17 protein-coding genes and 2 tRNA genes are annotated in these 19,837 nt (G+C 66.9%); 11 read left to right on the top strand and 8 right to left on the bottom strand.

Going from position 1 to position 19,837, the window contains the following annotated elements:
- Positions 1 to 7: 7 nt before the first annotated feature.
- Complete coding sequence (trmB, locus tag VF329_02335; GenBank protein HEX7079836.1) at positions 8 to 667, bottom strand: tRNA (guanosine(46)-N7)-methyltransferase TrmB; 660 nt, start codon at positions 665 to 667, stop codon at positions 8 to 10.
- Positions 668 to 982: 315 nt separating this feature from the next.
- Here trmB and VF329_02340 point away from each other — a divergent pair.
- The 6 genes from VF329_02340 to VF329_02365 all read left to right on the top strand — a co-directional run bounded on the left by VF329_02340 (position 983) and on the right by VF329_02365 (position 6,381).
- Positions 983 to 1,056: transfer RNA gene (locus tag VF329_02340), tRNA-Gly, on the top strand.
- Between the two features lie 369 nt (positions 1,057 to 1,425).
- Positions 1,426 to 2,100 (top strand): response regulator transcription factor, encoded by a 675-nt coding sequence (locus tag VF329_02345; GenBank protein HEX7079837.1) that lies wholly within the window; start codon positions 1,426 to 1,428, stop codon positions 2,098 to 2,100.
- A gap of 178 nt (positions 2,101 to 2,278) precedes the next feature.
- Positions 2,279 to 4,384 carry an AsmA family protein gene (locus VF329_02350; protein ID HEX7079838.1) on the top strand — a complete coding sequence of 702 codons (2,106 nt, stop codon included), beginning with the start codon at positions 2,279 to 2,281 and terminating at the stop codon, positions 4,382 to 4,384.
- A 13-nt stretch (positions 4,385 to 4,397) separates the two neighbouring features.
- Positions 4,398 to 5,021 (top strand): SRPBCC family protein, encoded by a 624-nt coding sequence (locus VF329_02355; protein HEX7079839.1) that lies wholly within the window; start codon positions 4,398 to 4,400, stop codon positions 5,019 to 5,021.
- The gene (gene mutY / locus VF329_02360; protein HEX7079840.1) at positions 5,018 to 6,139 is read left to right on the top strand and encodes an A/G-specific adenine glycosylase; all 1,122 of its coding nucleotides are present in this window, start codon (positions 5,018 to 5,020) and stop codon (positions 6,137 to 6,139) included. The genes VF329_02355 and mutY overlap by 4 nt, the downstream gene beginning before the upstream one ends.
- Complete coding sequence (locus VF329_02365; protein HEX7079841.1) at positions 6,115 to 6,381, top strand: oxidative damage protection protein; 267 nt, start codon at positions 6,115 to 6,117, stop codon at positions 6,379 to 6,381. Before mutY ends, VF329_02365 begins: the two co-directional genes overlap by 25 nt.
- A 154-nt stretch (positions 6,382 to 6,535) precedes the next feature.
- Here the strand turns inward: VF329_02365 and acs are convergent, their stop codons facing one another.
- From acs to egtB, 3 genes are all read right to left on the bottom strand, one after another.
- On the bottom strand, positions 6,536 to 8,479 hold the full coding sequence (gene acs, locus VF329_02370; protein ID HEX7079842.1) for an acetate--CoA ligase: 1,944 nt from the start codon (positions 8,477 to 8,479) through the stop codon (positions 6,536 to 6,538).
- 70 nt (positions 8,480 to 8,549) lie between these two features.
- Positions 8,550 to 9,524 carry an L-histidine N(alpha)-methyltransferase gene (egtD, locus tag VF329_02375; protein HEX7079843.1) on the bottom strand — a complete coding sequence of 325 codons (975 nt, stop codon included), beginning with the start codon at positions 9,522 to 9,524 and terminating at the stop codon, positions 8,550 to 8,552.
- A gap of 41 nt (positions 9,525 to 9,565) precedes the next feature.
- On the bottom strand, positions 9,566 to 10,891 hold the full coding sequence (egtB, locus tag VF329_02380; protein HEX7079844.1) for an ergothioneine biosynthesis protein EgtB: 1,326 nt from the start codon (positions 10,889 to 10,891) through the stop codon (positions 9,566 to 9,568).
- Positions 10,892 to 11,071: 180 nt separating this feature from the next.
- On the opposite strand from egtB, the gene VF329_02385 reads away from it, so the two are divergent.
- Both VF329_02385 and VF329_02390 read left to right on the top strand, forming a co-directional pair.
- Positions 11,072 to 11,147 (top strand) — tRNA-Phe (locus tag VF329_02385).
- 571 nt (positions 11,148 to 11,718) lie between these two features.
- Positions 11,719 to 12,492, top strand: coding sequence for a hypothetical protein (locus VF329_02390; protein HEX7079845.1), 774 nt, complete (start codon positions 11,719 to 11,721; stop codon positions 12,490 to 12,492).
- A gap of 348 nt (positions 12,493 to 12,840) precedes the next feature.
- On the opposite strand, the gene VF329_02395 is transcribed toward VF329_02390, so the two are convergent.
- Together VF329_02395 and VF329_02400 are read right to left on the bottom strand one after the other, a co-directional pair.
- A complete protein-coding gene (locus tag VF329_02395; GenBank protein HEX7079846.1) occupies positions 12,841 to 13,038 on the bottom strand; it encodes a VOC family protein in 198 nt (65 codons plus the stop codon).
- Between the two features lie 180 nt (positions 13,039 to 13,218).
- Positions 13,219 to 13,623 carry a DUF6597 domain-containing transcriptional factor gene (locus tag VF329_02400; protein ID HEX7079847.1) on the bottom strand — a complete coding sequence of 135 codons (405 nt, stop codon included), beginning with the start codon at positions 13,621 to 13,623 and terminating at the stop codon, positions 13,219 to 13,221.
- An 856-nt stretch (positions 13,624 to 14,479) separates the two neighbouring features.
- On the opposite strand from VF329_02400, the gene VF329_02405 reads away from it, so the two are divergent.
- Positions 14,480 to 15,733, top strand: coding sequence for an oligosaccharide flippase family protein (locus tag VF329_02405; GenBank protein ID HEX7079848.1), 1,254 nt, complete (start codon positions 14,480 to 14,482; stop codon positions 15,731 to 15,733).
- A 150-nt stretch (positions 15,734 to 15,883) separates the two neighbouring features.
- On the opposite strand, the gene VF329_02410 is transcribed toward VF329_02405, so the two are convergent.
- The gene (locus VF329_02410; GenBank protein ID HEX7079849.1) at positions 15,884 to 17,389 is read right to left on the bottom strand and encodes a hypothetical protein; all 1,506 of its coding nucleotides are present in this window, start codon (positions 17,387 to 17,389) and stop codon (positions 15,884 to 15,886) included.
- 22 nt (positions 17,390 to 17,411) lie between these two features.
- On the bottom strand, positions 17,412 to 18,071 hold the full coding sequence (locus VF329_02415; protein HEX7079850.1) for an MT-A70 family methyltransferase: 660 nt from the start codon (positions 18,069 to 18,071) through the stop codon (positions 17,412 to 17,414).
- A gap of 272 nt (positions 18,072 to 18,343) precedes the next feature.
- Between VF329_02415 and VF329_02420 the strand changes: the two genes are divergently transcribed.
- Both VF329_02420 and VF329_02425 read left to right on the top strand, forming a co-directional pair.
- A complete protein-coding gene (locus tag VF329_02420; GenBank protein ID HEX7079851.1) occupies positions 18,344 to 18,805 on the top strand; it encodes a hypothetical protein in 462 nt (153 codons plus the stop codon).
- 208 nt (positions 18,806 to 19,013) lie between these two features.
- On the top strand, positions 19,014 to 19,832 hold the full coding sequence (locus VF329_02425; protein ID HEX7079852.1) for an MBL fold metallo-hydrolase: 819 nt from the start codon (positions 19,014 to 19,016) through the stop codon (positions 19,830 to 19,832).
- The last annotated feature ends 5 nt before the right edge of the window (positions 19,833 to 19,837 follow it).

Raw genomic sequence — 19,837 nt, forward strand, 5'->3', positions numbered from 1 at the left:
CCCAGGGTCAGCGGCGCGCGCTCGGAGACGCCGAGGACCGGGTTTTCCGGTAACACAGATCCGCGATGTCGTGGCCCAACCGGCGGCCGCGCCGCTCGAACTTCGTCGGCGGGCGAAACGCGAGCGGATCGCCGGCGAGCGCTTCGATCGAAACCGGCTCGAAGAAGGGCGACGCGGCGAATGCGGCGCGTGTGTGCTCGGCGTAATCCGCCCAGTCGGTCGCGATGTGCATCAAGCCTCCGTGCTTCAGAATCCTGGCGCAGCGGGCCAGGAACTCCGGCTGCACGAGTCGCCGCTTGTGGTGCCGCTTCTTCGGCCACGGGTCCGGGAAGAAAATCGCGATCGCGTCGATTGCCTCGTCCGGCAGCATCGCATCGATCACCTCCACGACGTCGCGCATGATCACGCGCACGTTCTCGAGTCGCGCGCGCTCGAGGAGGAGCAGCAGGTGCCCGACGCCGGGCTCGTGGACCTCGACCCCGAGGTAGTCGATCCCGGGATGGTTCGCGGCCGCCGTGAGCAATGCCTCGCCGTCGCCGAAGCCGATGTCGAGCACGCGCGGCGCATCGCGCCCGAAGACCTCGACCAGGTCGAGCCTGCGCTCCTCGAACTCGATCCCCCAGCGCGGCCACAGCGTCTCGAGCGCCCGCCGCTGCGCCTCCGTCATGCGCCCCGGCCGCCGCACGAAGCTGCGCACCTTCCGCCGCGGGAGGCCCTGCGTGCATCTAATCCCGGACATGCGTCATGTACATAGATTGTCAAACATGCATCGAGCGCATCGGCTGCCGGACATGAATTAGGGCGTCGAGCGCATCGGAGGCCGGACATGGATTCGGACGTTGCGTGCATGCCGGACATGAATACCGGGCATGGTTTCGCCGGCAGCGTAACCGGCCGAGTGGACGGAGGCCACCCGCCCGGCGCCGGCGCCCCGCGAGATCGTGACGGCGCGCGCCGTTGCGCTGTAAAATCCGGCCATCCGGCGGGTGTAGTTCAATGGTAGAACCTCAGCTTCCCAAGCTGATGACGTGGGTTCGATTCCCATCACCCGCTCCAGCTTCCCGCCGCCGCGCCGGCCGAGCGGGTCCTGCTCACAGCTCCGGCCGTCGCTGACGAGCGGCCGGATTTCGACCCGCTCCCCCGACTCGACGCGCAGCCGCGCCGACGCGTCGCCGCCGCGCGACAATTCGTGACGCATGCGCCGCAAGGCGGCCGACGACTCGACCAGGCCGGGTCTGGCACTTCGTTTCCGCTTGCGGGATACTCCCTCGCCGTACCCGCGCCTCACCTTACTAGACGGCGTAGCGATCCGACGCAGCAGCGCGGCTCGTTTGCGAGCACGAATTCTCGCGAGCGCCGGCTCGCGCGGTCGAAACGGCGAGCGAGCGCGGAGACGGAGGAGAAAAGCCAGGGGCAGGCGAATCCATGAGCAACATGGAGCAGGCGAGCAGCCGCGAGCGCAGGGTATACATCGTCGACGATCACCCGATCGTCAGGAAAGGTTTGGCCGAGCTTCTCGAGCAGGAGCCGGACCTGACCGTTTGCGGCGAGGCGGCCGACGTCCGCGAGGCGCGCGTCGGCCTCAGTGAGGCTCGCCCGGACGTCGTGATCCTCGACCTTTCACTGAACGACAGCGACGGCCTCGAGCTCATCAAGGAGATTCGAGCCAAATACGGTCAGCTTCCGGTGCTCGTGCTGTCGATGCACGACGAGACGATCTACGCCGAGCGCCTGCTGAGCGCCGGGGCGAACGGCTACATCATGAAGCACGCGGGCAGCGATCAGCTCATCGTCGCGCTGCGGCGGGTGCTCAGCGGCGGCGTGTATGTCAGCGAGCGGATCGGCGCGAGCATGATCGAGCGCTTCGCGGCCGCGCGGCGCAAGCACGCGATCGATCCGATCGAGCGCTTGAGCAACCGCGAGGTGCAGGTGCTGAACCTGATCGGGCGGGGCAAGAGCACCCGCGAGATTGCGAGCGATCTCAGCCTCAGCGTGAAGACGATCGAGTCGCACCGGCAGCGCATCAAGAAGAAGCTGAGCCTGGACAGCTCGCCGCGGCTCGTGCAGTTCGCCGTGAACTGGTACGCGCGCCAGGATTGACGGCACACGGCCGTCGGTCATGCGCCCGCGGGGCCGCCCGCGTCGCCAGGGGCCGGTGCCGAGCGGAACCAGCGCCCCCAGCCCGTAAGCAAACCGGGGATCGGATCCCCTTCCGGCGGCAGATTTGAGCCCGCCGGGCTGCTACGATGGTCGCCTGACGGTCCACAGGTCCAGAGCCATGGGTCGATTACTCAAGCTTATCGGCATCGTCGTCGCGGCCGTCGTCGTGCTGCTCATCGTCGCTGTCGCGGGCGTGAGCCTGCTCGTCGACCCGAACGACTACAAGGACGAGATCGCGGCGGCCGTGGCGAACGCCACCGGACGCGAGCTTACGCTCGAGGGCGATCTCGAGCTCGACGTCTTTCCGTCCCTTCGCATATCGCTCGGCAATGCGCGCTTGAGCAACGCCGAAGGGTTCGGCGAGCGGCCTTTCGCCGAAATCTCCGGCGCCGCGCTCGAGCTCGAGCTGCTGCCGCTGCTCTCGCGACGGATCGCGATCGGCGAGGCCGAGCTCACCGGTCTCGTGTTGAACCTCGCGCGCGATGCGCAAGGCCGGAACAACTGGCAGGACCTCGGCGGCGGCGGTGCCGGCGCGGCCGAGCCGGCGCCGGCTACCGAGGAAGGCGGCGGGGTCGGCGCCGTCGACCTGAACGTCGACGTCCTGCGGATCACCGACTCCGAGGTCACGTGGACCGACGCGGCGAGCGACAGCGAGTGGACGCTCGGCAACTTCAATCTCGAGGCATCGGGCTTCGGTCCCGACGTCGCGTTCCCGGTCACGATGGACTTCACGCTGTCGGGCGAGGCTGTGAACGTCGCCGTCGGCGTCGAGACGCGCGCCACGCTCTCGCTCGCGGAGAATGCGTATCGCCTCGACGACCTCGCAGTCACCCTCGCCGGGGAAGGCGCGGGCTGGCCCGGCGGCGAGGGTGAAGCGCGGCTCAGCTTCGCGACGTTCGCTGCGAACCTGAACGAGGAGACGCTCGATCTCGACCAGCTCACGCTCGAGTTTCTCGGCGTCACCGCGCACGGCTCCCTCGAGGGGAGCGGCGTTCTGAGCGACCTCGCGCTGACCGGCAACGTGCAGATCGAGACCTTCGATCCCAGCGCGCTGCTCGAAACCTTCGACGCGGCCGTCGAGACCGCCGATCCGAGCGTGTTGAAGAGCGCCTCCGCCGAGGCCACGTTCGTCTACGATGCCGACCAGATCGGCCTGCAGGACATGCGGCTCGCTCTCGACGACTCGCAGCTCGTCGGCAGCGTCGGGCTGCAGAACGAGTCGATCCGTTTCGATCTCGCCGTCGATCGGATCAACATCGACCGCTACTTGCCGCCGGCCGCGGAGGAAACCGAGGCGCCGGCCGAAGAGGGCTCGCTCGACGAGGTGGATCTGCCGCTGGACGCGCTCCGCACGCTCGACGCGGCCGGGTCGCTCGAGTTCGGCGAGGCGCAGTTTGCCGGGCTCACGCTCACGGATGCCGCGTTCATGCTCGAAGCGGGCGACGGCGAGGTGCGGCTGACGCCGAGCGCGAGCCTTTACGGCGGCGAGCTCGCGGCCGACATCCGGATCACGGTCGAGCAAGACGCGGCGCGCGCGGCGCTCGAGTCCGAGCTCACGAACGTCGATATGCTGCCGCTCGGCCGCGATCTCCTCGACTCCGAGATGGTGTCCGGGCGCGGCAATCTCAGGCTGAACCTCACGACGGCGGGCTCGAACGTCGGCCAGATGCGCCGCGATCTCGACGGCGACGTCGCGTTCGACTTGTCCGACGGCGCGTGGGAAGGCTTCGACCTGTGGTTCGAGCTGGTCCGCGCGCGCAGCGTGTTCGAGGGCGAGGGGCGGCCGGAGCGGCCGGAAGGGGAGCGGCGCACGCCGTTCTCGTCCGTTTCGGCCTCTGGCGTCGTGCAGGACGCGATTCTGACGAACGAGGACCTGAACGCGACGCTGCCGTTCATGACCGTCGACGGCCAGGGTACGGTCAATCTGCTGACCGACGCGCTCGACTTCGATGTCGTCGCGACGTTCGTCGACGGCCCGCAGCTTCAGTCCTCGCCGCTGATGGCGGATCTCGCCGGCGATCAGCTGCCCCTCGAGGTCGGCGGCACGCTCGCCGCGCCCTCGGTGGTGCCGGACTTCGCGGCGATGGTCCGCGCCGAGGCGGAGGAGGCCGTCAGCGAGCGCGTGCAGGAGGAGCGCAGCGAGGCCGAGGAGCGCGTCGAGCAGGAGGCCGACGAGGCACGCGAGGAGCTGCGCGAACGGCTGCGCGGGCTTCTCGATCGGTGAACGGAGACGGTTCATGCTGAGAGGCGTCTTCCTGATCGCGGCGGCCGCGGTGAGCCTTCCGGCCTCGTCCGCCGAGATTCACTCCCTCGACATCACGCGCGAGAGCGGCCGCTACGAGCTCACGGCCGAGACCCACATGGCTGCGCCTCCGGACGCGATCTTCGAGGTTCTCGTCGACTACGAGGACGGCCGGTACCGGCGCATTTCGAGCGTCTACAAGGAAAGCGACTACTTGACCCCCGCTCCCGACGGCACGCCGATCGTGTACACGCGGATCAAGGGATGCTTGCTCTTCTTCTGCAAGAGCATGCGGCTCGTCGAGCGTCTCGAGGCCGAGGCGCCCAACTACATCCGCACCACGGGGCTGCCCGAGCGCAGCGACTTCTCGTACAGCCGCTCGGAGTGGATGCTCGAGCCGACGGCGGACGGAACCGACGTCACTTACCGGCTCGTGCTGGAGCCCGATTTCTGGATTCCGCCCGTGATCGGGCCGTTGCTGCTCAAGAAGACGCTGATGCACGGCGGGCCGCGCGTGCTCCGGCGGATCGAGCGGCTCGCGCGCGGGCTGCCGTCCGGGCTCGAGCCGGAAGGCGTGGAGCCGTCGAGCCTCGAGACGACGACCGCCGCCGCGCCATGAGCGCTTCCGCCGCGCGCCCGGCGCTTGCGCCGGCCACGGACGACTTCGCCCGCCGCCTGCTCGACTGGTTCGACCGCTGCGGCCGCCATGATCTGCCGTGGCAGAAACACCGCACCGCGTATGCGGTCTGGGTGTCGGAGATCATGCTCCAGCAGACTCAGGTCGCGACCGTGATCCCGTACTTCGAGCGGTTCGTCGCGCGCTTTCCGACGGTGCACGCGCTCGCGAACGCGCCGCTCGACGACGTGCTCGCGCTCTGGTCCGGGCTCGGCTACTACGCCCGCGCCCGCAACCTCCACCGCGCCGCGTGCATCGTCGTGGAGCGCTTCGGCGGCGAGCTGCCGCTCTCGATCGATGCACTGGCGGGCCTGCCCGGCATCGGCCGCTCCACGGCCGGTGCGATCCTCGCGCAGGCGCACGGGCTCAGGCATCCGATCCTCGACGGCAACGCGAGACGCGTGCTCGCGCGCTATCACGCGATCGAGGGCCGGCCCGGCGAGCGCGACGTCGAGCGCACGTTGTGGTCGCTCGCGGAGGCGCACACGCCGGCCGAGCGCGTCGCGGACTACACGCAGGCGATCATGGATCTCGGCGCGACGCTCTGCGTGCGCCGGCGGCCGGCTTGCACGGTGTGCCCCGTCGTCGAGGGTTGCCGGGCATGCGCGCTCGGGATTCAACCACGGCTGCCGTCGCCGCGCCGCAAGCGCGAGCGGCCGCGCAGGCGCAAGGCCGTGCTCGTGATCGAGGCGCCGGACCGCGGCGTGCTGCTCGAGCGGCGGCCAGAGCGCGGCATCTGGGGTGGGCTCTACAGCTTGCCGGAGCTCGCCGAAGGCGACAGCGCCGCGGACTGGTGCCGGAGGCGTCTCGGCATCGTGCCCGCGAGCGAGCGCGCGCTCCCGTGCATCGAGCATGCGTTCACGCACTTCGATCTCGAGATGGCGCCGTGCTGGGTGAGGCTCGCTACGGATTGCCGCATCGTCATGGAATCGGAGAACCTGCTTTGGTATAACGCAGCGGCGCCATCGAGCGTCGGCATCGCGGCGCCGATCAAGGCGCTGCTCGAAACGCTGCCGGAGCACGGCAAGGAGAGTGCGTGGCCCGAACCGTCCACTGCGTAGTGCTGGGCACGGAAGCCGAAGGCCTGGACCGGCCTCCGTATCCGGGCGACCTCGGCCAAAGGATTTACGAGAACGTCTCGAAGCTCGCGTGGCAGCGCTGGCTGATGCACCAGACGATGCTGATCAACGAGTACCGGCTCTCGCCTGTCGAGCCGCAGGCCCGCCGGTTCCTCGAGCGCGAGATGGAGAAGTTCTTTTTCGGCGAAGGCTCGCAGAAGCCGCCGGACTACCGGCCGGAGTAGCGGCGAAAAAGGTGTGCGAAAAAAAGGTGTCAGACACCTTTTTCTCGAGATACCGACGGGTACTGGCCGGCAAAAAGGTGTCAGACACCTTTTTCGCCACGGGCCGAAAAGGCGTCAGACACGTTTTCCTGTCGGCGAAAAAGGTGTCAGACACCTACCGATTCATCCGATGCTCGATCAAGTCGGCGACGACGCTCGGGTCGGCGAGGGTCGTGGTGTCGCCGAGATCGGCGTAGTCGTCGGCGGCGACCTTGCGGAGGATGCGCCGCATGATCTTGCCCGAGCGCGTCTTCGGCAGGCTCGGCGCCCACTGGATGAAGTCCGGGCTCGCGATCGGGCCGATCTCCTTGCGCACCCAGTCGACGAGCTCCGACCTCAGCGCGTCCGACGGCTCCTCGCCGGCGATCAGCGTCACGTAAGCGTAGATGCCCTGGCCCTTCAAATCGTGCGGGAAGCCGACGCAGGCCGCCTCCGCGACCTTCGGGTGCGCGACGAGCGCGCTCTCGATCTCGGCCGTGCCCATCCGGTGGCCCGAGACGTTGATCACGTCGTCGACGCGGCCGGTGATCCAGTAGTAGCCGTCGGCGTCGCGGCGTGCGCCGTCGCCGGTGAAGTACTTGCCGGGGAACTGCGTGAAGTAGGTCTCGACGAAGCGCTGGTGATCGCCGTAAACGGTGCGCATCTGCCCCGGCCAGCTGTCGAGCAGCACGAGATTCCCCGCCGCCTCGCCTTCGAGCAGACGGCCTTCGCCGTCCACGATCCCCGGCTTGACGCCGAAGTAGGGCCTCGTGGCGGAGCCCGGCTTCAGCGCCGTGGCGCCGGGCAGCGGCGTGATCAGGATGCCGCCGGTTTCCGTCTGCCACCACGTATCGACCACCGGGCAGCGCCCGTCGCCGACGACGCGGTGATACCACTCCCACGCCTCGGGATTGATCGGCTCGCCGACCGTGCCGAGGAGCCGTAACGTCTCGCGTGACGTGCGCTTCACCGGCTCCTCGCCTTCGCGCATCAGCGCGCGGATCGCGGTCGGCGCCATGTAGAGCGTGTTGACCTCGTGCTTGTCGACGACCTGCCACAACCGGCTCGCGTCGGGGTACGTGGGAATGCCCTCGAACATCACGAGCGTCGCCGCGTTCGCGAGTGGACCGTAGACGATGTAGCTGTGGCCCGTGACCCAGCCGACGTCGGCCGCGCACCAGTAGATGTCGCCTTCGTGGTAGTCGAAGACGTGCTGATGCGTGAGCGAGACCCAGACCAGATAGCCGCCGGTGGTGTGCAGGACGCCCTTCGGCCGCCCGGTCGACCCGGACGTGTAGAGAATGAAGAGCGGGTCCTCCGCGTTCATGACCTCGACCGGGCAGTCCGGCGAGGCGGCATCGATCAGCTCGTGGTACCAGAGGTCGCGGCCTTCCCGCCAGCCGATCTTGCCGCCGGTCCGCCGGACCACGACGACCGTCTCGACCGCGCCGCCGAGCTTCGCGCAGGCCTCGTCGACGTTCGCCTTCAGCGGGATGGTCTTGCCGCCGCGGACGCCTTCGTCCGCCGTGATCACGATATTCGACTTGCAGTCCTCGATGCGGCCGCGGAGCGACTCCGGCGAGAAGCCGCCGAACACGACCGAATGGATCGCGCCGATCCGGGCGCACGCGAGCATCGCGACGGCGATCTCCGGGATCATCGGCATGTAGATCGTGACGCGGTCGCCGCGCTTCACGCCGAGCCCTTTCAGCGCGTTCGCGAACCGGCAGACCTGGTCGTGCAGCTCGCCGTACGTGATCCGCCGATCCTGCTTCGGGTCGTCGCCTTCCCAGATGATCGCCGTCTGATTCGCCCGCTTCGGCAAGTGACGGTCGAGGCAGTTCGCGCAAGCGTTCAGCTGACCGTCCGCGAACCAGCGGATGTGGAGATCGCGCGCGTCGTAAGAGACGTCCTTGACCTCGGTGAACGGCTCGATCCAGTCGATGCGCCCGGCGTGCTCGCGCCAGAACCCTTCCGGGTCCTCGATCGATCGTCGGTAAAGCGCCTCGTATTTCGCCTGGTCGATCCAGGCCCTTTTTTCCCAGCCCGCGGGGACCGGGTAGACCTTGTCGTCGCTCATGGTCGGGATAATAGACCGAGGCCGCGACGTTTTCAGCCTGCCGGCGCCAAGGGGGCCCCCCGCCCCGCCGCTACGCCGCCCGCATGAAATGCACACTGAACAGTTTGCGGGCGTCGGTCCACGTGCGCTGCGGGTCGAACCCGGCCGCGCGCGCGACCGCATGGAACTCCTCGATCGAGTATTTGTGCGAGTACTCCGTGATGATGTACTCGCCCCGCCGGAACGGGACGACGCGGTGCGCCAGCGTCACGAGCTGATCCTCGAGGCTCACGAGGCGCATCTCGATCCGGCCCTGCTCTTCGTCGTAGATGGCTTCGTGCCGGAACGACCGGACGTCGAAGTTCGCCCCGAGCTCCCGGTTCAGCCGATGCAGCAGGTTCAGGTTGAACTCCGCCGTGACGCCCTCGCGGTCGTTGTATGCTGCGCGCACGATTTCCGCGTCCTTCTTCAGGTCGACGCCGATCAGCAGCACTCCGTCGTCCTTTGCCTCCGCGCGCATCACCGCGAGAAGGTCCGCCGCCTCCGAGCGCGTGAAGTTGCCGATCGTCGAGCCGGGGAAGAACACGAGATTGCGCTCGGGCATGACCGGGTGCTCGGGCAGCGCGAACGGCTGCGTGAAGTCGGCGAAGACCGGCTGGATATGGACGTCCGGGTAGTCGCGCGCGAGCTCCTCGGCCTGCTTCTTCAGGTAGTCGCCGGAGATCTCGACCGGCACGTACGCGGCCGGCGAGTCGAGCGCGTCGAGCAGCTGCCGGACCTTGAGGCTCGAGCCCGCGCCGAACTCGATCACGGCGGCACGGGGCCCGACGAGCTCCGAGATCTCGACGAGATGCTCGTCCATGATCGAGAGCTCGGTGCGCGTCGGGTAGTACTCGGGCAGCGTGCAGATGCGGTCGAACAGCTCCGAGCCCCGCTCGTCGTAGAGGTATTTCGGCGAGATCTGCTTCTGCTCCGCCAGGAGCCCCTCGAGGATCTCGGCTCGCTCCTCCACGAGGTCGGGCGGCGTCTCGTTCGCCGTCATGAGCTGGGTCAGTCCTTTGGTCATGCGATGATCCTTTGCCGGCTTGCGCGCCGGCGGCCGGCGGGTCAGAGGTCCTTCGCGAGCCTGAAGCCGAGGAACTGCCAGCGGTCGCGGGGATAGAAGAAGCTGCGGTACGTCGCACGGACGTGCTCGGCCCACGTGGCGCACGAGCCGCCGCGCACGACCATTTGATTGGCCATGAACTTGCCGTTGTACTCGCCGAGCGAGCCCGCGAGCGGCTTGAAGCCGGGGTAGGGGCCGTAGGGCGACGCGGTCCATTCCCAGACGTCGCCGTAGAGCTGCACGAGCGGCGACTGCGGGGCCTCGTCCGGCGGCCGGGGCGCGGCGGCGCCGCCGCGCGTGCCGCCCGCGGCGGGCGGGATCGAAGTCGGACGGAGCAGGCCAGTGTCGAGCAGATTCCCGGCGACCGGTTGCGATGCGGCCGCGAGCTCCCATTCCGCCTCCGTGGGCAAGCGCGCACCGGCCCAGCGCGCGAACGCGTCGGCCTCGTAGTAGCTCACGTGGCAGACGGGTGCATGCGGGTCGATCGGGCGCCAGCCGCCGAGCGTGAACTCCTGCTCGAGATCTTCCGACCAGCAGAGCGGGCGGCTCCAGCCCTCCTCGCGAATCGTGGCCCAGCCGTCGGAGAGCCAGAGCGCGGGCTGGCTGTAACCGCCTTGCTCGATGAATTCGCGGTACTCGGCGTTCGTGACGAGCCGGTGGCCGAGCGCGTGGTCGCGCACGAGGACCGCGTGGCGCGGCGTTTCGTTGTCGAAGCAAAACGTGTCGCCGCGGCTGCCGATCTCGCGCAGGCCGCCGGAGCGGGGAACGAAACGAAGCGCCTCGGCTTCCGCTTTCGGCCGCTCGGGAAGCAGCGTGTACGCGGGGCCGAGCGGGTTCGAGAAGAAGACGTGCTTGATGTCCGTCAACAGCAGCTCCTGATGCTGCTGCTCGTGGTGCAGTCCGAGCTCGACGAGAAAGCGGAACGCCGCGTCGTCCTCCCGCCGCGCGATCAGATCCGACATCGCATCGTCCACGCGGGCGCGGTAATCGTGGATCTCGGCGACCGTCGGCCGGCTCAGGAGGCCGCGCCGCGGGCGGCGATACATTTCGCCGACCGTGTAGTAGTAGGAGTTGAAAAGGTATTCGTAGCGCTCGTCGACGCGCGCATAGCCCGGCGCATGCTCGACGAGGCAGAAGCGCTCGAAGAACCACGTGGTGTGCGCGAGGTGCCACTTCGTGGGGCTCACCTCGGGGATCGTCTGGATCACCTGATCCTCGGGCGCGAGGGGGCTGGCGAGCGCGATGCTCGCGCTGCGCACACGCTGGTAGCGCTCCGCCAGCGCCTCGGACTCGAGGGCCGCGGCCGGTGCCGAGGGTGCGATGACCATTTGAATCTCCCTCCGGGCGGGCTCCGCCCGCGCAGAGGATGACCCGAGCCTAAAGCCCCGGTCGGCGCGATGTCAAAACGGGACGGCCCCAGAGTGGCCCGGCCGCTCGCCTTGACTCCGCTCGGAGGCCCCCGGTTTAATACTCGCCCCGCCGCTCCTAAGGCGGGCACGATCGCGCACGGCCAGGTAGCTCAGTTGGTAGAGCAGCGGACTGAAAATCCGCGTGTCGGTGGTTCGATTCCGCCCCTGGCCACCATCTCGCGTGGGTCCATTCCAGGGACTTAGGAAACAGTTAATTCCGGAAATATGGCTTACACCTGCTCCGGGGCGAAGGGGTTGGAGTCGGGTTTGATGCCCTCTCGTCCTTGTCGAAGGAGCCTAAGTCATAGTCGAGGAAGCTGACCAGCCAAGTCTGGTCGTCCACCTCCGGTATCGCAACCTTAAGCGTGGGTGCGGGCGAGCAACTACTGACCGCCTACGCATACGCCTTTGACCTCATCAGTCATCTACTCGCACAAATTGCTGTTCGCGGGGTCGGTTCAAACTGCTGGTGACGAGAAGGCGCGCTAGACGCCGCACGGTGATCCCGAGTCCGCCGTCGAATGGAGAGAGTAGTTCTATGCGGCTGTCGATACTCAAGCTCGAGGCGCGGCAACCGGAGATTCTCACGTCCAGCGTAACGCCTGATGTGACGCAGACCCGTGAATAGGCGCTCCCTTACCCTTACGATCGAGTCACGGCCTTCAACCAGCGGCAACGACGTCATTAGCCCCGCTACCGAGTCGTTCCGCGACAATCCGAGTACCGTCACTATCGCGAACAGATCCATGGAAGTCGCTTACTGGCAAATTTTCGTAATCGCAAGTGTTGCAACTTCCTACGGCCTTTGGGGGAAGAGGCCAGCGACGATAGTTGCAGGCGGTTGGACGGTATGGACGATCGTCGCGGTATACGCGGCTCCGCTGCTTATTTTTCAGGTGGGCTCGGCCTGGGCTACTTGGCTCGTCGCGAATTTGATAGCAGCGCAGCAACAGCGTCTGAATTCTCTCGAGAGCATTCTAAGGGCCTATAGTGTGGAGCGGCAGCGTGAGATTCGATCGCGGGCTGAAAACGCGGAAAGTATCGTTATCGTCAGCGGAACTCACCACTATGAAGAGTTACTCGCTGCCTTGAGGGCAGCGGAGAGCGAACTCTGCATCCTCTCCGGGTGGATCCGTAGCTGCGTCGTGAACAATAACTTCGAGAGGCTCGCGTCCGCCGCATTGCAGCGGGGTGCGTCAATCTGGATTGGATACGGATACAAAGATGGCCAAGGGCAACGTCAGGTGGATAAGAGAGCCAAACGGCGTCTGGAAGCGTTGGCAATGAAGGCTCGGAAGTGCAATTGGCCGGGGCGACTGCACTTTCGGGAATTCGATACCCACGAAAAGGTGCTGACGAAGGACGATCAATACGTTATTTACGGCAGTCATAACTGGCTCAGCAACCGAAGATTTAGAAACCGCGAGCGAAGCGCCAAACTGATGAACGCACCTGCCGCCATTGCAGAGCGTGACCGCATCATTGGAATAGTGGCGGGTGATGAGGCGAGCGGGGCTTGAGACTGTCTCGGCAGTACACGGCGACGTTCTAGCTGGTCGGTGCCCTTAGGCGAACTTTTCCAGCACACGATCGGTGCGACTAAGCACTCTATACGCAAAAGCTTTAGACTCTTCTTTATTCTACTTTCCCGTCAACGATCATTCTCGAAATGACTCCCGAGAGGAAGTTGCGTGCCCGCAGTACTCTGAGCGGGCGAAGTCGCCTGCGCAACCAATCCCGCTCCGAACGGCTTCATGTGACAACGAAGATGATCCTATTCGGCACAAGTCTCGGCAGATTTCTGCCATATGGCCCTGCCAAGCCTGTTGGTTGTACTGCAAGAGACAATTTACCCAAAAAGCCGTAGTTCACGGCTCCTGGTGCAGCTCGATCGGATTCCCGTCCGGATCCTCGATGAGGATTTGCGAGCCTCCCGGGCCCACCTCGACCGCGTTACGGAAACGCACGCCGGCTTGTCGAAGCCGCGCGATCTCCGAGTGCAGATCGTCGACCCAGAGCACGATACGGTTCCACCCGCCGGGCTGCTGCTTGCGACCGTCCGGCATGACGCGCGCACCCGAGGTGCCGGGGACCGCTCAAGATGAGCACGAGGCCGTCGCGTGAGACTTGCGCGAACGGGCCGGCTCGCTTGTCGACCTCGAAGCCGAGCTGTTTCGTGTAGAAGTCTATGGACGGCTCTACTGCCGTCACCTGATACCGCACAGTCGCCGTGGTCTTGTGCTTCCTCAGCATAGCCGCTCGCGAAGCTGGCTCGCTTCGCCGCTCGACCAGAGATCCGCAAGCGCGACATGCCGGTTGAAGAGCGCATCCAAGCGCCCGCCGAGAAAGGTCCGAGCACCGCCGGGCCGGAAGTGCACGCCTACCAAAGAGGCGTGCTCGCGCGTGTCGACCACGAAGCCCCGGCGGTAGGCGCCCGACACGACCACACCCGGGTAACGCGCTACCGCGTCGGCGTCATAGACGCGGATCTGGTCCTCGGCGAGGTTGATCACCAGCTCGAGCGTGCCGCTGGGCACGATGCGCTCTCGAGGGTGCGGCGGCGCATCCTGGAGCAGCCATAGGTATTCCACAAATGCGTCTATCGGCGGCACAGGGCGGTGTGTTACGTAGCGCATGCTCGAACCGCGCATCGCACGCTCACATTCGCTCGCCGGGCAACTCGTCGGCTTGCTTCTGCGATTTGCCGAACGTCTTGCTCACCATTGCGTACTGCCCCCACATGCCCGAGTCACGCAACTTAGGCGAAGGCTGCAAGCTTCAATTGTACCGCTGGCAAAACTTCGAGCGCCTTCGAGCCGAAGGCTTCGACCGCGCTCGCGCCGGCCAGAAGCGGCGCCGGGCCCCATTCCCGACGCACGTCGACGAGAATCGCCGATCCGGACTGACGCCAAATCGCGACATGAATGCAAGCCCACCTGTGCGCGCGGCAGGGAACGCTTCTGTGGAACGAAAGTCCGCTCTTTACGTGTAGATGGTTGCGCATGGCGTATGAAACGAAGGCGTGTTCTAATCGTAGACGACAGGGAAGACAACGCGCTTTCGCTTGCCGCAATACTCTCGTCGGTAGGATACGAAACGAGTGTTGCAACCGGCGGTCGCGCCGCGCTCGACATTGTCGACACGGAGCGTCCTGACGCGGTCGCTTTGGACCTCTGGCTTCCGGATTTGTCCGGCTACGAGGTTTGCCGGCAGCTTCGGGCACAACGTGGTGCGACGGTCTCTTGACCATCGCGCTCACGGGTTGGACGAGGGAGAGTGACCGGGAGGCGGCCGGCAACGTCGGGTTCGACCACTATGTTTTGAAGCCCGTGATGTTCGAAACTTTGGATGCGTTATTACGAGGCGTCGAGCGCCGAGGAGGTCCCGGATCAGCCTGAGGGCTGGATGGGCCGAAAATTCGAATCTTTCTCTCCTCCGGCCGAAAAACCAGAAATTGCGCGAACACCGCGGCTGCCCCTGCGGCGGCGGGTTCGAACGAGTAGAGCATTGAACGCGGTCTTCAGCGGGGTGTTTCGATCCCCGGCGCTCGGTGCAGCGACGATGTTGACGGCGGGCGGATTCGGTTTCGTCCTCGGCAACATCCTGCTCGCACGGCTCATGCTTGCGGAGGAGTACGGCGCGCTGACGCTGTTTTTCGCGCTGACGCAGGTCGGACTCACCGTCGGCCCCCTCGGCCTCGAGATCGTGATCAACCGCCATCAGCTCGACGCGGCCCCCCCGCTGCTCGCCCGCGCGCTCCCGTCGAGCCTCGCGGCCGGCGTCGCGATGTCGCTGATCGGCGCCGTCTTCTACGATCTCGGTTTCACCCTCTGCGTCTGCCTCGCGCTCGCGGCCGCGGGCGCCAGCATGACCCGCATCGCGAGCGCGTTCCTGCAATCGCACGAGCGCTTCGGACAATCGCTGCTGCTGCTCCAGTTGCACAACTACGTCGTCGTCGCCGGCGTCCCGGTGCTGATGGTGCTCGGCCGCGCGGACGCGCTGCCGGTCGGCGTGCTCGTCGCCTCCGCCTACGCCGCAACAGGCGCGATCGGCTGGATCGTCGGCTCCCGGTTGCCGGCCCGAGGCGGCAGCGCGCTGCCGCCCGGCGCGCTGTCGCGCGAGGGGCTCGCCACCGTCGGGATCGGTCTCGCGATTCAGCTGCTCTGGCAGCTCGAGCGGCTCGTGATCCCTCGGGCCCTCTCCGTCGCCGCGCTCGGCAGTTTCGCGGTGATCGCCTCGGTCGCGGCGTCGCCGTTTCGAATGATGCAGACCGGTGTCGGCTATACGCTGCTCCCGGGCTTGCGTCGAGCCGAAGACAAGGCGGCGATGAAGCGACTGATCTACCGCGAAGCGAAGGCGGTTGCGGCAGTCGCCGTGGCGGCGATCGCAGCGCTCTTGTTCGTCACTCCGTTCGTCATGGATCGCGTGCTTTCCGGACGGTACGACTTTTCGTTCGCGCTCCTGGCGGCGGTCATCGCTGCAGGCTTGTTCAAGCTTTGGAGCGGGTTCACGAGCGCCACGGTGCAAGCCGTCGGGAGCTCGCGGCAGCTCGCGATGCTGAACTTCGCAAGCTGGGGCGGCGTTGCGGTCGGCGTGCCGGCAGCGGTCGCCGGCGGCGCTTTCGGCTTGTCGGGCGTCGTCTGGGGGGCGGCTTCGGGATGGCTCGTGCCCGCAGCCGTCGGCACGGTCCTCTCGATCCGGGCGATCCGCCGCGCCGATCCTTATCTGGGCGCGCCCTCCGCGGTACGCGCGAGCGATTAGGCTCAGCAGCCGCGCCCCTCCCTGGGGTGGGTGATCGAAGGCCGGCCGAGAGTCTTGTCGACCGAGATCAGCTCCGCGCCGCGGCGCGCGAGCTGCAGGAGCGCGGAACATCGAGACTGCGGCCGGCGCGTCATCGCGCCGCCGTTCGGGTCACCGGACGGCGGCGGACGCTCGCTCGAAGGTCACCGGCACGCCGCCCTGAACGCTGCTCACGACGCCGACGATCTCGCCCTCGTCGGTGAGCTCGCCGGCGAAGCCCCACGGCTGCCAGTTCGGCAGCTCGAACCGCATCGAGCGGCCCTCGATGCTGACGCTTCGGAGCGGCTCGTCGATCTCCCCGAGGGTCGTGCCGACCAATCGGCCGACGACCGTACGGTCTCCCCTCTTCTCGAACTCGAGCTCGATATCGAGATCGAGCGTGACGACTCGCGGCCGGCCGACCCACCGTCCCGCCAGCGCGTCGGCGACTTCCGGCGAGACCTCGGCGGGCTCCTCCGGGATCGGCGTCGGGTGCGTCCTCTCGTAGCGATTCGTCTCGATGTAATTGCGGACGATCGTGTTGTCCTCGTGGCAGGCGTATTCCGGCATGAAGTAGTCCGGATCGTTGCGCATCGGATAGCGAACCGTGAACGGACGCTCGAGCACGACGGGATCCTCGGTCGTGATCTCGTAGAGCCACCAGTCGTCGTTCAGCCGGACGATGCGCTCCGTCGTCTTCATCCGGTCGCTATACGGGAAGCGGTTGCCCGGCGGCGAGCCGACGACCGCGAGGTTGATCATCGGCGGGCCTTCCTTGTAATGCGTCGTCTCGACGACGAGCGTGGTCCCTTCCCAGTGGCCCCGCGACTCGCCCATCCACTGCTTGATCTCCGGCGGCAGCTCGGCGACGTCGGTCGTCAAGATGACGCGGGCTTCGTGGATCATCTCGAGCTGGAAGACCACGTACCCCGGCGCCTGCATGATCCTGAACCCGCCGTTGTAGCGATAGGGCATCATCGACGAGGGCATGCCGCGCGTGATGCACCGGTCCCAGCTGTCGAAGTCCGTGGCCCAGTCGTACGTGTGGTTCTCGCCCGGCAACGTCCAGCCGCTGCGCATCTCGAGCGCGCGGCGCTTGCCTTCCGGCGTGATCGCGGGCAGCAGGCCGGTCGGCGGATCGACGATGAGGCTCGTCTGCCGTTGCGGAATGTTCGGGTCGACCAGTCCCGTGCGAATGGACGCGCCGAGATCACCCTCCGCGAGCGCCTGCCTGCTAGCGTCGGCTCGGCTGCGCCACTCCTGCATGCGCCGCTCGTATTCCTCCTCCGTGAGCCACGCTTTCGTCATGTCGCAAGGCCGCGCAATCGATCCGCCGCCTCCGGCTCCCGGCTCGGGGCCGAACAGGAACGTGGGTAGCCGCCGCACGGAGTAACGATCGGCGCACCGTTCGAGCGGCAGGCGCGAGGCTTGCATCATGTCGAGCGTCGCCTGAATGTCGGGCTCGCCCCAGGGCGTCATCGGGTGCCGCCACCCGGCCGGAGTCGCGATGAAGTGATTGGCTTCGCTCGGGGCGCCGCGGATGGAGTCGTCGATTTGGGCGTGCGCGGTCGCAAGGAATAGCGGCGCTATCCCGGCGCCGAGCAGGAGGCTCCGGATGGCTGACATGATCGACTGCATGGACGTTTCTCGAGGACGAGGATCAACCGTCTCCGCCGCTCGCCGGCATCTGCCGCTCGGCGGCGGAGTTGTGCGAATACGTCGGCCACGTGGGTACGTAAGACTCGGCTTGGTTGCCCCACGCGGTCCAACCCGGGCGCGTGCCGCGCGCGAAGAGCTCGATCCGAGGCGTGAAGCTGCAGGCTTCGATGATCTCGTAGAGCTCGTCGGGCTTGCGCGAATGCTCGCGCTTGCGGGCGCCGATGTAGTTGACCTGCCTCCTGCCGGGGCCGAGCGTTCGCGCGTTCTTCCCGCGCACGCCGAAGAGGACGAGCTCCGTGACGTTTCTGAAGTAGAACCCGACGCCCCGGCCGTCGCTGCCGCCGTCCTTCCGGAGCTTGTGCCAGACGATGTTCGACTTGTACTGGAATCCCCACGCCTGCAGGACTCGCAGCCCGTCCGGGAGCAATGCATTCGGCACCCACAGGTAGAGGTGGGCCGTGCTCGCCGCAATCCTCGACACGGGCAGGGCCGCAATCTCGTCGGGCGTCATCGTCCCGTAGCGCGACAGCCGGCGATGCTCGGGCGCCATCTTGCCGGTGCGGTTCACGAAGCGCCACGGCGGATCGGCGAGCACGGTTCCGAAGGACCGATCTCGTGCGACCTCGAGTAGGTCTTTCGCCGCATCGATGCCCGCTCGCATGGCGCGCAGAATGGCAGAAGGCTCCGCGGCAGGCAACGCGCGCAGCGACACCTGCGCAGTGTCGCCCCGACGCAACGCCGGGCGCACGCGGCGAGCGGCAAGGGACGCTGAGCGGCCAGGGAATAGACGGGGGTACGGCCACGTCAATACGTGGTGGTACCGATGCAACTTCGGCGCCGCCCGCACGTGTTTGTGTTGCGGTGGTGCGCGCCGAGACGTTCGTTCGGCCACTCGTTCTTCAATCGGAACCAGGGAAGATGAAAAACTTGAGCGTGGAACCCAAAGAAGAATCGCCCGACGCGGTCCTGCTGCGCTTCGTCGAGCGGCTGCCGACCACGATACGGGACATTGTCCTTGCCCGCTGCTGCACGGCCTTCGGACGTCTTCAAGCCGTGCCGAATCAGGATCTCTTCGCGACGTTTCGCGCGATCCTGACGGCGCCCGAGCGCGAGAACCGCGCCTATGTCTCCGCAAAGATGGCCGCGGTGCTCGAGCTGGCTCTCCACGAAGACTCCGCCGACGCCCACGCCGAGCTCGCGCGAGACCTGTACGAGATGACCCGTTCTCCCCGGTTCGAGAACCTGGATCTCGACGGGCCGCTCCCGCAGAAGCATTGGCGGGCGGCGAGGGAGGAGTTCCGCGTGCTTCGGAGGGAGTTCCTCACCGTCGAGGCGCTGCACCGCATGGTCGACGGCGGTCGTGCGCCTCGGCCCGAGGTGTCACAACGGCCCTAGAGCTTGCGGGCGGCATCGCGACGCCGGCCTGCCCGTGCGATCGCGATGCCTGCCCTTGCCGCGACATGCGGCGTCCCACACCGGGGCCGATCGCTGAACGTGCCTTTTTTCCTCGTCGGTCCGTGGTTTGAAAATTGCATGGGCCGTCGTTCCGTACGACCGGCTGCGCGGCCCACGAGACCCGTGCGCCGCGGCGAGGTAAAGGGAATTGCACCGTTTGTCGTTGGGCAGGGTCGAGCTCGCGGTCCTCGAGGACGGCACGTTACCGTTTGCGGCGAAGGCATTCTTCTCGAACGTCCCCGAGCGTCTGTGGCGCGACGAGGTGCGCCCGAACGCGGAAGGGAAGATCGAGGTCGGCCACAATTGCGGCCTCGTGGACACCGGCACCGAGCTGATCGTGATCGACACGGGCTACGGCGCCGACACCCACGGCGGCCGCACCGGACATCTGCTCGAAGAGCTCGCCCGCGCCGGACGCCGGCCCGAGGACGTCACGGCCGTGATCAACACGCACGCGCACGGCGACCACATCAAGGGCAACACGGTCGTGCGCGCCGACGGCGCTCGCGCACCGGCGTTCCCGAACGCCCGCTACGTGCTCGGCCGCGGGGATTGGCAGTGGTTCAACGGCCCTGCGGGCCGCGTTCACGAATTCGCCGAGCAAGTCGCGCTGCTCGACCGGCTCGAGATGCTGGCGCTCGCGGACGGCGAGCTGCAAATCGCGCCGGATGTACGCGTGCTCCCGACGCCGGGCCATACGCCCGGGCACGCGAGCGTCGTCGTCGAATCGGAAGGCCGAACGGCGATCTTCCTCGGCGATCTCTGCCACCACCCGCTCCATGTCTCGCAGCCGCAGTGGACCACCGAGCTCGATACGCACCCGGATACGACACCGCGCACGCGCGCCTCGCTCTTCGATTTCGCAGCCGAGCGCGAGGCCCTCGTGATCTTTCCCCACGCCGAGCCGCCCGGCCTCGGCCGCATCGAACGAAGCGATCGGGGGTTTCGATGGAATGCCCTCGCTTGACGGGG

This window comes from Gammaproteobacteria bacterium (genome assembly GCA_036381015.1).
In the GTDB taxonomy this organism is placed as follows: domain Bacteria; phylum Pseudomonadota; class Gammaproteobacteria; order Steroidobacterales; family Rariloculaceae; genus ZC4RG20.

Bases quoted from the DNA above. Each gene is read 5' to 3' on its own strand.
- trmB (HEX7079836.1), bottom strand. From the start codon at position 667: ATGACGGAGGCGCAGCGGCGGGCGCTCGAGACGCTGTGGCCGCGCTGG.
- VF329_02345 (HEX7079837.1), top strand. From the start codon at position 1,426: ATGAGCAACATGGAGCAGGCGAGCAGCCGCGAGCGCAGGGTATACATC.
- VF329_02350 (HEX7079838.1), top strand. From the start codon at position 2,279: ATGGGTCGATTACTCAAGCTTATCGGCATCGTCGTCGCGGCCGTCGTC.
- VF329_02355 (HEX7079839.1), top strand. From the start codon at position 4,398: ATGCTGAGAGGCGTCTTCCTGATCGCGGCGGCCGCGGTGAGCCTTCCG.
- mutY (HEX7079840.1), top strand. From the start codon at position 5,018: ATGAGCGCTTCCGCCGCGCGCCCGGCGCTTGCGCCGGCCACGGACGAC.
- acs (HEX7079842.1), bottom strand. From the start codon at position 8,479: ATGAGCGACGACAAGGTCTACCCGGTCCCCGCGGGCTGGGAAAAAAGG.
- egtD (HEX7079843.1), bottom strand. From the start codon at position 9,524: ATGACCAAAGGACTGACCCAGCTCATGACGGCGAACGAGACGCCGCCC.
- egtB (HEX7079844.1), bottom strand. From the start codon at position 10,891: ATGGTCATCGCACCCTCGGCACCGGCCGCGGCCCTCGAGTCCGAGGCG.
- VF329_02390 (HEX7079845.1), top strand. From the start codon at position 11,719: ATGGAAGTCGCTTACTGGCAAATTTTCGTAATCGCAAGTGTTGCAACT.
- VF329_02395 (HEX7079846.1), bottom strand. From the start codon at position 13,038: ATGCCGGACGGTCGCAAGCAGCAGCCCGGCGGGTGGAACCGTATCGTG.
- VF329_02400 (HEX7079847.1), bottom strand. From the start codon at position 13,623: ATGCGCGGTTCGAGCATGCGCTACGTAACACACCGCCCTGTGCCGCCG.
- VF329_02410 (HEX7079849.1), bottom strand. From the start codon at position 17,389: ATGCAGTCGATCATGTCAGCCATCCGGAGCCTCCTGCTCGGCGCCGGG.
- VF329_02415 (HEX7079850.1), bottom strand. From the start codon at position 18,071: ATGCGAGCGGGCATCGATGCGGCGAAAGACCTACTCGAGGTCGCACGA.